This is a genomic window from Rhizobium leguminosarum bv. trifolii WSM2297 (genome assembly GCF_000271845.1).
On sequence record NZ_JH719395.1, the window covers coordinates 2,959,198 to 2,971,534 of the forward strand.

General features: G+C 63.2%; 8 protein-coding genes. 4 read left to right on the forward strand and 4 right to left on the reverse strand.

What is annotated here, in order from left to right; genetic code table 11:
• Positions 1-107: 107 nt before the first annotated feature.
• From RLEG4DRAFT_RS29610 to RLEG4DRAFT_RS29625, 4 genes are all read right to left on the reverse strand, one after another.
• Positions 108-1,625 carry a tripartite tricarboxylate transporter permease gene (locus tag RLEG4DRAFT_RS29610; RefSeq protein ID WP_003582297.1) on the reverse strand — a complete coding sequence of 506 codons (1,518 nt, stop codon included), beginning with the start codon at positions 1,623-1,625 and terminating at the stop codon, positions 108-110.
• A gap of 85 nt (positions 1,626-1,710) precedes the next feature.
• A complete protein-coding gene (locus RLEG4DRAFT_RS29615) occupies positions 1,711-2,202 on the reverse strand; it encodes a tripartite tricarboxylate transporter TctB family protein (RefSeq protein WP_003582298.1) in 492 nt (163 codons plus the stop codon).
• Positions 2,199-3,143, reverse strand: coding sequence for a Bug family tripartite tricarboxylate transporter substrate binding protein (locus RLEG4DRAFT_RS29620; protein ID WP_003582300.1), 945 nt, complete (start codon positions 3,141-3,143; stop codon positions 2,199-2,201). The genes RLEG4DRAFT_RS29615 and RLEG4DRAFT_RS29620 overlap by 4 nt, the downstream gene beginning before the upstream one ends.
• A gap of 283 nt (positions 3,144-3,426) precedes the next feature.
• Complete coding sequence (locus RLEG4DRAFT_RS29625) at positions 3,427-4,473, reverse strand: ABC transporter substrate-binding protein (protein WP_003582302.1); 1,047 nt, start codon at positions 4,471-4,473, stop codon at positions 3,427-3,429.
• A gap of 401 nt (positions 4,474-4,874) precedes the next feature.
• On the opposite strand from RLEG4DRAFT_RS29625, the gene RLEG4DRAFT_RS29630 reads away from it, so the two are divergent.
• The 4 genes from RLEG4DRAFT_RS29630 to RLEG4DRAFT_RS29645 all read left to right on the forward strand — a co-directional run bounded on the left by RLEG4DRAFT_RS29630 (position 4,875) and on the right by RLEG4DRAFT_RS29645 (position 12,319).
• A complete protein-coding gene (locus tag RLEG4DRAFT_RS29630) occupies positions 4,875-6,743 on the forward strand; it encodes an adenylate/guanylate cyclase domain-containing protein (protein ID WP_003582304.1) in 1,869 nt (622 codons plus the stop codon).
• Between the two features lie 94 nt (positions 6,744-6,837).
• Positions 6,838-7,515, forward strand: coding sequence for a response regulator (locus RLEG4DRAFT_RS29635; RefSeq protein ID WP_003566554.1), 678 nt, complete (start codon positions 6,838-6,840; stop codon positions 7,513-7,515).
• On the forward strand, positions 7,512-8,894 hold the full coding sequence (locus tag RLEG4DRAFT_RS29640) for a sensor histidine kinase (protein WP_003582306.1): 1,383 nt from the start codon (positions 7,512-7,514) through the stop codon (positions 8,892-8,894). The genes RLEG4DRAFT_RS29635 and RLEG4DRAFT_RS29640 overlap by 4 nt, the downstream gene beginning before the upstream one ends.
• 98 nt (positions 8,895-8,992) lie before the next feature.
• Complete coding sequence (locus tag RLEG4DRAFT_RS29645; RefSeq protein ID WP_003582308.1) at positions 8,993-12,319, forward strand: DUF2126 domain-containing protein; 3,327 nt, start codon at positions 8,993-8,995, stop codon at positions 12,317-12,319.
• Positions 12,320-12,337 lie beyond the last annotated feature (18 nt).

Here is a 12,337-nt window from a genome sequence, read left to right on the forward strand (position 1 = left end):
CCCCCACAATGCTCAGAAAATCACCTCAGCCATGCAGAAACAGGAGGCCGGCGCATGTCTCCATGGCCGGCCTCGAGGGAGGGGTAGGTCGTGGTCTTTTGTTTATTCTAGTCTTCGTTTGCAGCGAGCTGGGACAGCACTTGGCCGCGGCCGCGAATCCGCAGGATCAGCGGGATGAGAAAGGCCGCCGCCGCAACGACGAGCAGGCCTGCGGCGATCGGCGACATCACCAGCGTTGTGACATCGCCCTGGCTGATCGCCAGCGCCCGTCGGAGCTGCTGCTCGGCAAGCGGCCCGAGGATCAACCCGACGACGGCAGGCGCGATCGGATAACCGAAGAGCCGCATCAGATAGCCGAGCACGCCGAAGGCGAGCAGCATGCCGAGTTCGAACACGGATGGATTGGCACCGATCGTTCCAAGCGTCGCAAACAGCAGGATGCCCGCATAAAGCCACGGCTTCGGGATCGTCAGCAGCTTTACCCAGAGCCCGATCATCGGCAGGTTCAACACCAGCAGCATCGCATTGGCGATGAGCAGGCTGGCGATCAGACCCCAGACGAGCTGCGGATTGGTGGCAAACAGCAGCGGCCCCGGCTGCAAACCGTATTGCTGGAAGCCGGCAAGCATGATCGCCGCGGTTGCAGTCGTCGGCAGGCCGAGTGTCAGAAGCGGCACCAGCGTGCCGGCGGCCGACGCGTTGTTGGCCGCCTCAGGACCGGCCACGCCTTCGATCGCGCCATGGCCGAATTCCTCCGGGTTCTTCGCCAGCCGCTTTTCGGTGGCATAGGAGAGGAACGTGCCGATTTCGGCGCCGCCTGCCGGCATGGCGCCGATCGGGAAACCGATCAGCGTGCCGCGCAGCCAGGGCTTCCACGAACGCGACCAGTCCTGCGCCGTCATCCACAGCGAACCCTTGACCGCCTCGACCTTCTCGGCAATCCGGCTGCCCTGCGCGGCGATATAAAGCGTCTCGCCGATTGCAAACATCGCCACGGCAAGCGTCGTCACCTCGACACCGTCGAGCAGGTCGGGAATGCCGAAGGAAAGCCGCGCCTGCCCCGTCTGCTGGTCGATGCCGACCATAGCGAGCGCAAAACCGATGAACAGCGACGTCAGCCCTCTCAATGCCGAATCGCCGAAGGCCGAAGAGACGGTGACGAAGGCCAGCACCATCAGCGCGAAATATTCACGCGGCCCGAAGACCAGCGCCAGCTTGACGATGTAGGGAGCGATGAAGGCGAGCCCGAGCGTCGCGATCAGGCCGGCGACGAAGGAGCCGATCGCCGCTGTCGCCAGCGCCGGTCCGCCGCGCCCGGCGCGCGCCATCTTGTTGCCCTCGAGCGCGGTGACGATCGAGGCGCTTTCACCCGGCGTGTTGAGCAGGATCGAGGTCGTCGAACCGCCATACATGCCGCCGTAATAAATGCCGGCGAACATGATCAGCGAGCCGCCGGGATCGAGTTTGTAGGTGACGGGCAACAGCAGCGCCACGGTGAGTGCCGGGCCGATGCCGGGAAGCACGCCGACGGCGGTGCCGAGCGTCACGCCGACCAGCGCATAAATCAGGTTCATCGGCTGCATCGCAACCAGGATACCCTGCCATAGGAATTCGAATGTGCTCATCTTGGTGTCCCAAGCGGCGTTCCCGACCACGCGATCGGGTCAGGCGCCGCGTAAAATCAAAAGAGCTGACAGCGCGTCCGCGCGGTCAGAAGAACAGATGCTCGAGCGGGCCGGCCGGCAGCGTCAGCTGTAAGAGCTGCGAGAAGATCGCCCAGACGACGAAGCTGAGGACGATGCCAAGCGGCAGCGAAAACCAGAGCTTGCGTTTGCCGAAGCCGCGTGCCGTCAGCGCAAAGAGGATGCCGGTCGCAATCGAGAAGCCGGCGATGCGCAGAAGCAGCATTTGGCCGGCAAGACCGGCGACGATCCAGATGACCGGCGCCACTTCCTGCTGCTCGCGTTCCGGAAAATCGCCGCGCCAAGCTTCGAAGGCGGTCCAGATCCCGAGACAGAAGAGGCCGAACGCCACCACTTGAGGCACTGTCGCCGGGCCAATGCGGTCGTATTGCGCGATGGTTTTCAGATGCGAGGCATCCCAGGCCATCACGCCGGCGATGACGAAGAGGAAAACGGCAATGATGAACGCCGCCCAATCAGGGCGGCGTGTCGTTACCGAGGAGGTGTTATCCTCGCTCATTGAACAAGTCCGATATCTTTGAGAATGCCTTCGGTGGCTGAGACATCCTTCTCGAGCTGCGCCTTGAAGGCGTCGCCGGACAGATAGGTGTCGGCCCAGCCCTTGGTCTTCAGAGTTTCCTGCCAGGTGGCGGAGCTATGCAGCTTCTCGAAATCGGCGGTGACGCTTGCCACCTGCTCCGGCGACAGGCCGGGGGCGGCGGCAACCATGCGCCAGTTCTGGATAGTGACGTCGGTGCCGGCTTCCTTCAGCGTCGGGGCGTCGACGCCATCGATGCGCTTGTCGCTGGATACGGCGAGAAGACGGAGCGTGCCGGATTTCACCTGCGATTCGAACTCGCTGTAGCTCGAAACGCCGGCCGTGACCTGTCCACCGAGAATGGCGGCAAGCGCTTCACCACCGCCGGAGAAGGCGACGTAGTTGATCTTGGTCGGATCGACGCCGGAGGCTTTGGCGATCAGGCCGACGGTGATGTGGTCGGTACCACCGGCCGAGCCGCCGCCCCAGGAAACCGCGCCCGGATCCTTCTTCAGCGCAGCAACCAGATCCGCCATGGTCTTGATCTCGGACGCAGCAGGAACGACGACGGCTTCATATTCGCCGGTCAGACGGGCGATCGGCGTGACGTCCTTGAGCGTCACCGGCGATTTGTTGGTGAGGATCGCGCCGACCATGACATAGCCGCCGACGATCAGCGAGTTCGGATTGCCGGCAGCCTGGCTGGCAAACTGCGCCAGGCCGATAGTGCCGCCGGCGCCCGGAACGTTCTGGACCTGCACGTTGCCGGAGATCTTCTCCTGCTGCAATGCGGTCTGCAGCGAACGGGCCGTCTGGTCCCAGCCGCCGCCGGGAGCGGCAGGCGCGATGATGGTGTAGTCGGCCGCATAGGCCGGCAGCGCGATGGCCGCGGCAAGAAGGGTTGCGATGAACGTATGCTTCACGATGTGTCCTCCGTGGGCGGCTGAGCAACCGCCTGTTATTCTCTTGGAATCGGGAGGAACGGCCGGCCAGTGGACGCAAGCGTCCTGAATGACGAGCAGAATACCTCCCAAGGCTTCAGCTCTCCGCCTCCACGGAGAAGAAGTAGCCAAAGCCACCACAACAAGCTGTCATTTAGCTGACATCGGCGAGATATCCAGGAGAAGAGGCCACTTTTTTGCCGTAATTGGTGGCTGCCGGCTTAAATCCCGGCTCCCACATGCGACCGGCTCAAAGCGGACGCCTTCACTGCGCCCGTAGAACCTCGTTCCAGTGGGCAATCAGCCGTGCCCGTTTTACCTGGTCGAGATAGACCATCAGCCCGGGGCTGACCGGCACCGGCCGGAGTTGGGCGCCGAGCAGTTCCTGCAGCGTATTGGCGGTATTCTCCCCCGCCACCTCGGGGCTGACCGCCGGGATCTGCAGCTCCCGCGCCATGATCGTCTGTCCTTCCCTCGACATGAAGAAGGTGAGATAGCGCCTGCCGAGCTCCGGCTCGGCGGCCGCCTGCGGCACCAGCCCGATCCGCGACATCACTACGGTATAGTCCTTCGGCAGCACGATGCCGACATCCGGATACCGCGAGGCCCAATCGGCCGCATATGAGCCGAGAATATTGTATCCGAGCACGAAGCGCCCATCGGCAACACGCTCCAGGATCGCCGAACTCGTTGAATAGAGCTTGACGCCGGCAGCCCCCATCGCGCCAATCACCGACCAGATGTCGCCGAACTGCTCCTGGTCGCGCGCCATGAACAGAAAGCCGACGCCGGAGCGCTCAATATCGTAGGTGCCGATCCGCCCGTAGACGTCGTCGCCCTTGCGGTTCAGGTAATCGACGAACTCCGCCCGCGAACTCGGCACCGGATCATGCGCAAAACTCGGCTTGTGGTAGACGAACACTGCCGGTTCGAAGGTCAGCGCATAGGCGGTGTTGCGCCAGTTCGCCCATTTCGGCCAGGCGGCACTCATCGGCAGGTTGCTGACCTGCGCATATCCGTCATTGGACAGCTTCACCTGCAGGTCCATCGCCGAGGAAAAGGCAAAGTCCGCCGTCTTCTTACCGGCATCCGTCTCCCTGACGATCCGGTCGTAGATATCGCCGGTCAGCATGTCCTCATATTTGACCGCGACGTCCGGATTGGCGTCCTGGAAACCCCGGATCATCGGCCGCGCCAACGGCTCGTCGAGCGAGGAATAAACCGTCAGCACCGGCGCATCGGCCTTGCCTGATTTCGCCGGATAAAAGGCCTGATCGGCAAGCGCGAAGCCTGGCCAGAAGGCCAGCAGCAAGATGAAAATTCTCCTCATGCCGCAACAATGCCCCAGCATGCCGGAGGGAACAAGAGCAAGGGCGCCCGGCCTAGGCGGCGATCCGTTCCACAGGGCGTTTTGTGCATGCAGCAGGGAGCCTTGGCGGCGACGTGACTTTTATAGGACCGATCCCGAAGCCTCGACCGAAACAACCCACTCCGCCTTCTCCGATTAGAATCCGCCTTTTCATCACAAAGGATTAGCGCTGAGCGCTCTCCTTCACCCATTCAGAGTATTGATGAAGATCCGCGACGCTATATGGTCGCGCTGCCGTGTCAAAACGTCGAATCCGCCCGAATTTTCTTATTCGGGGGACGACTCTACGCGACAAAAACTCTATAAAAAGCTGGACTAAACTGGGAAGATCCATGGGAGGGGTCATGGAACGACGACTGAGCGCTATTCTCGCTGCGGATGTCGTTGGCTACAGCCGACTGATGGGCATTGATGAGGCCGGCACGCTGCAGGCGCTGAACCGCCACCGCTGCGAACTGGTCGACATTCGGATTTCAGACTATAAAGGCCGGATCGTCAAACTCACCGGCGACGGCATCCTTGCCGAATTCCAGAGCGTCGTGAATGCCGTCGCCTGCGCCGCCGAAATCCAGCGCAGCATGGCCGCCCGCAATGAGAACGTGCCCAAAGACGAGCGCGTCGAATTCCGTATCGGCATCAATCTCGGCGACGTCGTGGTCGAAAACGGCGATATCTTCGGAGACGGCGTCAATCTTGCCGCCAGGCTTGAGCGGATCGCAGCGCCGGGCGGCATCGCCGTATCGGCCTCGGTGCGCGATCAGGTCGGCGCGCGCCTCAATCTCGGCTTCGAATTCATCGGCGAGCATATGCTGAAGAACATCCGGCAGCCGGTTCAGGTCTATACCGTCACCCTGGCGCCGCCCTCCTCGGCGAAATTGGTCGCGCAGAACCGCAATACCTGCTTCATCGCGGTGCTGCCCTTCACCAATATGAGCGGCGACGCCGACCAGGACTATTTCTCCGACGGAATCACCGAAGACATCATCACCGATCTCTCCAAGATCTCCAGCCTGCACGTCGTGCCGCGCAATACCATCTTCACCTACAAGGGCATATCGGTGAAGGTGAAGCGGCTCGCCCAGGAACTTGGCGTGCGCTACGTGCTTGAGGGAAGTGTGCGCATCTTCGGCAATCGCGTGCGCATTTCCGGCCAGCTGATCGACACCGCCAATGGCGATCATCTCTGGGCCGAGCGTTATGACCGCGACCTGACCGACATCTTCGCCATCCAGGACGAGATTACCCATGCGATCGTCGGCCAGTTGAAGGTGCGCCTGCTGCCGGAGGAGAAGAAGGCGATCGCCAATGAGCCGACCGCCAATGTCGAGGCCTATACCTATTATCTCCGGGGCCGCCAGCTCTCCCACACCTGGACCAAATCCTATCTCCAGCTCGCAAGGCGCATGTTCTGCAAGGCGGTCGAGCTCGATCCGGACTATGCCCGCGCCTATGCCGGTATTGCCGATTGCGACGCGGCGATCCGCGATTGGGCCCCTGACGACGTGCCGCTGAGGCGCATCCTCGACATGAGCGCCCGCGCGCTTGCGCTTGATCCCGACCTTCCCGAGGCCCACGCCTCTCACGGCCTTGCCCTGCATCAGAGCGGCTTTGATGACAGGGCGGCCGCGGCCTTCGAACGTGCCCTGGCGCTCGACCCGAACCTGTTCGAGGCGAATTTCCATTATGCGCGGTTCTTCTTCATGCACGGCAACTTCGCCGAATCGGTTCAATATTTCACCCGCGCCGCCGCCATCCGCCCTGACGATTACGTCTCGCCGATTCACCTGATGTCCGCCTACCGCTCGCTCGGCCGCGTGCTGGATACGGAAAACTGGGCGCGTCTCGGTTTGCTGCGCGCCGAACGCGCGTTGAACCTCAATCCGGAAAATTCCGGCCCGGCCCATCGCGGCGCGCTGGCGCTTGCCCATATGGGTGATGCCAACAGGGCGCGCGACTGGGCCGCCCGCGCCATCGCCATCGACCCGGACGACATCGTCGCGCAGTATAATCTCGCCTGCGTCTATTCCGTCCTTGGCGATGCCGACCAGGCGATCGATCTCCTTGAGAGGCTGCTGCCGCACAGCTCCGTCTACCATATCAAATGGTTCAACAATGATTCCGATCTCGACAATATCCGCGACGATCCCCGCTTCCAGAGGCTGCTGGCCGCCGCCATGATGCAGCGCGAACGGATCGAAAGGACCGCGAGCTGAAATCCGCTTCCCCCATGCATTCACCCAACTTCGAAAATCGCTGTGACATCGCTCCCCCACCTCTGTAATCTCCTTTGAAAACAGGGGGACATCCGTGCGCATCCTGCTCACCGAAGACAATATCGCGCTGGCCGACGGCCTGTCGGCGATCTTGCGCGGCACGGGCCATGCCGTCGATGTCGTCCATGACGGCGCATCCGCCAATGCGGTCATCGCCGCGGAAAATTTCGATCTCGTCATTCTCGACCTCAACCTGCCCGAGATGGACGGGCTCGACGTGCTGCGCGCCATGCGCGCGCGGCAGAACCAAGCGGCCGTCCTCATCCTGACGGCACGCGGCACGCCGGAAGAACGGGTCAAGGGCCTCGATCTCGGCGCCGACGATTATCTGATCAAACCCTTCGACATATCAGAATTCGAGGCCCGCGTGCGCGTGCTCCTGCGCCGCCAGGCCGGCCTGCGCTCGGCGACCGTCAGTTTTGGCGGCATCTCCTTCGATCTCAATGCCAGAGCCTTTTCGGCAGGCGCCACGCCGCTCGACATTCCCGCCCGCGAACTCGGGCTGCTCGAAATTCTTTTCATGCGGGCCGGCAAGGTCGTTGCCAAGGAGGCGATCATTCAGTCGCTGACGGCCTTCGACGACGACATTTCGGCAAACGCCATCGAGCAATATGTCAGCCGCCTGAGGAAACGCCTCTCGCCGCACGGCCTGACGGTCAAGACCGCCCGCGGCATCGGCTATTATCTCGACAAGCTCCCCGAGGCCTCATGAAAGCCGCCTATTCCCTCCGGCGACGGCTGCTCTTCTGGCTGCTCGTCTCCACGGCCGTCATCGGCACGCTGGCGCTTGCAGATACCTATCGCGAGGCGGTCCAGACCTCGAACATCGTCTCCGACCGCGTGCTCGCCGGCTCCGCGCTGGCGATTGCCGAACGCGTCGTCGTTGCCGAGGACGGCACGCTGCAGGTCGACATCCCCTATGTCGCGCTTGAAATGCTGACCTCGGCCGCGCAGGACCGCGTCTTCTACCGCGTCGATGGTCCGCCCGGCAAATTCATCACCGGCTACCAGTCCCTGCCGGTCCTGAACGAGACTCCGGCCAATGCTGCCGCCTTCGCCGACGACAGCTTCCGCGGCGAGCCGATCCGCGTCGCCACGCTCGAACGCTCCGCCTCGACAGGCATCCGCTCCGTGCCCTTCGTCGTGACGGTCGCCGAAACCACCATCGCCCGCCGGCAGTTGGCGCAAGCGATCCTCGTCCGCTCGGCACTCCGCCTCGCCTTCATGATCGCGGGTGCCGCCGTCATCGTCTGGATCTCCGTCACCGTGGCGTTGCGTCCGCTCTATAAGCTAGGCGACGCCATCGGCGAACGCAGCCCCGATGACCTGCATCCGATCGGAGAGATCGTGCCGAGCGAGGTCGAGCCGCTGGTCGGTACGGTGAATAGCTTCATGGTCCGCCTGCAATCTGCGCTCGATGCGCTGCGCCATTTCACCGGCAATGCCAGCCATCAGCTGCGCACGCCGCTGGCGATCATCCGCACCCAGCTTGCGCTTTCCGCCCGCGCCGGCTCGCTTGCGGAGGCCCAGGCGGCCGCGCTCAAGGGGGATCAGGCCGTAGCGCATGCCGAGCGCATCCTTGCCCAGCTTCTGCTGATGGCCAAGATCGACGCCGCCACCGCCAAGGAGGCACTGACCGCCTCCGCCATCGACCTTGCCGCCATCGCCCAGGAAATTACCGGTGAGCAGATCCCGACGGCTGCCGTCGCCGGCATCGATCTCGGCTTCGAGGGAGAGAGCCCGGCGATGATCCGCGCCGAGCCGCTGCTGATCGGCGAAATGCTGCGCAACCTTGCCGGAAATGCCATCGCCTATGCCGGCAAGGGGGCGGAGGTCACCGTCCGCATCATCGCAGCCACGGAGACGATCCGCCTCGAAGTTGAGGACAACGGCCCCGGCATTGCCAGCGAAAAGCTGGAGGCGGTGCGCCGGCGTTTTTCGCGTGGCAACGACACAGGTACGCCGGGCGCCGGTCTCGGCCTGCCGATCGTCGAGGAAATCGCCAACCTTTTCAATGCCGACCTGACGCTGGAGCCAGGCCCGGACGGCAAGGGCCTGAAGGCGGCCGTCACCTTCGCCAAGGCGGCGTAAAAGCCTTCGACCCTCCTTGCTTTCTCTCGCTGCATTGCACACACTGTTTTTGGGAACAGCAAGCCGCACGACGATGCGAGCGGGATAAAAAGAGAAATATGTCGATCAAAGCCAGCATCTATCATCTGACCCATTACACTTATGACAAGCCGGTCCGCCTCGGCCCGCAGATCATCCGGCTGAAACCTGCCTCGCATTCGAAGACTCGGGTGCTGAGCCACTCGCTGAAGGTCACGCCCGCCAACCATTTCGTCAACCTGCAGCAGGACCCTTACGGCAACTACCTTGCCCGCTACGTCTTTCCGGATCCGGTGACCGAGTTCAAGATCGAGGTCGATCTCGTCGCCGACATGACGGTCTATAATCCCTTCGACTTCTTCGTCGAGGAAGAGGCGACCAAATGGCCCTTCGGATATCCGGAAACGATCCAGGAAGATCTGTCGATCTACATGACGCCGGAGCCGGCTGGCCCGCGCCTGAAGGCGCTGCTGCCGACGCTCGACTGGTCGCCCGACCAGCCGACGGTCGATATGATCGTCGGTCTGAATGCCCGTCTGCAGCGGCAGATCGGCTACGTCATCCGCATGGAAACCGGCGTGCAGACACCGGAGGAGACGCTGGAAAGCGCCAAGGGTTCCTGCCGCGACACCAGCTGGTTGCTCGTCCAGATCCTTCGCCATCTCGGCTTGGCCGCCCGCTTCGTCTCCGGCTATCTCATCCAACTGACGCCTGATCTGAAGGCGCTCGACGGCCCCTCCGGCACCGAAGTCGATTTCACCGACCTGCATGCCTGGGCAGAGGTCTATCTGCCCGGCGCCGGCTGGGTCGGTCTCGATCCGACCTCCGGCCTGTTGACCGGCGAGAGCCACATCCCGCTTGCCGCCACGCCGCATTACCGCAACGCCGCGCCGATCTCGGGCGGCTATTTCGGCGAGGCCGAAACCGAATTCGCCTTCGACATGAAGGTCTCGCGTGTTGCCGAACATCCGCGCATCACCAAGCCCTTCTCCGATGAAAGCTGGGACGAACTCAACGAACTCGGCGAGAAGGTCGATGGGGTCCTCGAAGCTGAGGACGTGCATCTAACGATGGGCGGCGAGCCGACCTTCGTCTCGATCGACGATTTCCAGTCCGAGGAATGGAATACCGCCGCCGTCGGCCCGACCAAGCGCGAAAAGGCCGACAGCCTGATCCGCAAGCTACAGGAGCGCTTCGCCCCCGGCGGCTTCCTGCATTACGGCCAAGGCAAATGGTATCCGGGCGAAAGCCTGCCGCGGTGGACCTTCTCGCTCTACTGGCGCCGCGACGGCAAGCCGATCTGGCAGAACCTCGACCTGGTCGCCGCCGAAGGCAAGGATACCGGCGTCAAGGCCGAGGATGCCGAAAAGCTCCTGACAGCGATCGCAAGGGAATTGGCGATCAAACCTGACATGGTGCAGCCGGCCTATGAGGATCCGGCCGAATGGATCATCAAGGAAGGCAGCCTGCCTGAAAACGTCGATCCGGCGAATTCGAAGCTGAAGGACCCCGAGGAGCGCAGCCGTATCGCCCGTGTCTTCGCCCGTGGCCTCACCGTCCCCACAGGTTACCTCCTTCCGGTCCAGGCATGGAACGCCAAGGCAGCTGAAAGTCGTGTCTGGATCAGCGAGAAATGGCGTACCCGCCGCGGCAAGATATTCCTTGTTCCAGGCGACAGCCCGATCGGTTATCGCCTGCCGCTCGGCACGCTGCCTTACGTTCCCCCGGCGCGTTATCCCTATATGCACCCCGCCGATCCGACCATCCCGCGCGGACCGTTGCCTGACGTCTTCATACCGGCCGGCCGAGCCATGCCGGAAGCCTCCTTCCAAGCCGGCGAGAGCAATAGCGGCCGGATCGAACAGACACTTGGGGAGATCGGCGGCGCCGTGCGCACCGCCATGTCGGTCGAGCCGCGCGATGGCAGGCTCTGCGTCTTCATGCCGCCGGTCGAACGCATCGAGGATTATCTCGAGCTGATCGCCGCTGCCGAAAACGCCGCCACAGAACTGAAGCTTCCTGTCCACATCGAAGGCTACCCGCCGCCGCAGGACGAGCGCATCAATGTCATCCGCGTCGCCCCGGATCCCGGCGTCATCGAGGTCAACATTCATCCTGCCTCGAACTGGAAGGACTGCGTCGATATCACCACGGCGATCTACGAGGAGGCGCGCGCCACCCGGCTCGGCGCCGACAAGTTCATGATCGACGGTCGTCATACCGGCACCGGCGGCGGCAACCATGTTGTCGTCGGCAGCGCCAATCCGAACAACAGTCCCTTCCTGCGCCGTCCCGATCTGTTGAAGAGCGTCGTCCTCCACTGGCAGCGCCACCCCTCGCTCTCCTATCTCTTCTCCGGCATGTTCATCGGCCCGACCAGCCAGGCGCCGCGCATCGATGAGGCCCGCCATGACAGCCTCTACGAGCTGGAGATCGCTATGGCGCAGATCGCCGCCCCCGGCCGCGGCCAGCAACCGCTGCCCTGGCTCGTCGACCGCCTGTTCCGCAATCTTTTGACCGACGTCACCGGCAACACCCACCGTGCCGAGATCTGCATCGACAAACTGTTTTCGCCCGACGGCCCCACAGGAAGGTTGGGTCTCATCGAGTTCCGCGGCTTCGAGATGCCGCCGAACGCACGTATGTCGCTTGCCCAGCAATTGCTGGTGCGCGCGCTGATCGCCCGCTTCTGGGTCAACCCGGTCGACGGCAAGTTCGTCCGCTGGGGCACGACCCTGCATGACCGTTTCATGCTGCCGCATTTCGTCTGGGCCGATTTCCTCGACGTGCTCGCCGACCTTCGCGAAAACGGCTTCGACGTCAGCCCCGAATGGTTCAAGGCCCAGCTCGAATTCCGCTTCCCCTTCTGCGGCGAAGTCGAATACGAGGGCTCGAAGCTGGAACTGCGCCAGGCGCTGGAGCCCTGGCATGTCATGGGTGAGGAAGGCGCGCCGGGCGGCACCGTCCGCTACGTCGACAGCTCCGTCGAGCGCCTTCAGGTGCGGCTCGAATCCAGCAACACGGCACGCTACACAGTCACCTGCAACGGCCGCAGCTTGCCGCTGACGCCGACCGGCACCGCCGGCGTCTCGGTTGCCGGCGTCCGTTACAAGGCGTGGCAGCCAGCGTCCGGCCTGCATCCCGTCCTGCCGATCAACACGCCTTTGACTTTTGACATTTATGATACATGGTCGAAGCGTTCGATCGGCGGCTGCATCTATCATGTTGCCCATCCGGGCGGCCGGACCTATGACACCTTCCCGGTCAACGGCAACGAGGCGGAAGCAAGGCGGCTCGCCCGCTTCGAGCCGTGGGGACATACGGCGGGCGGTTATATCCCCCGCGCCGAGACGGGGTCGCTTGAATTCCCGCTGACGCTGGATCTGAGGCGGCCTGCTGGAATTTGATGCCGGGGGTGAGGGGTA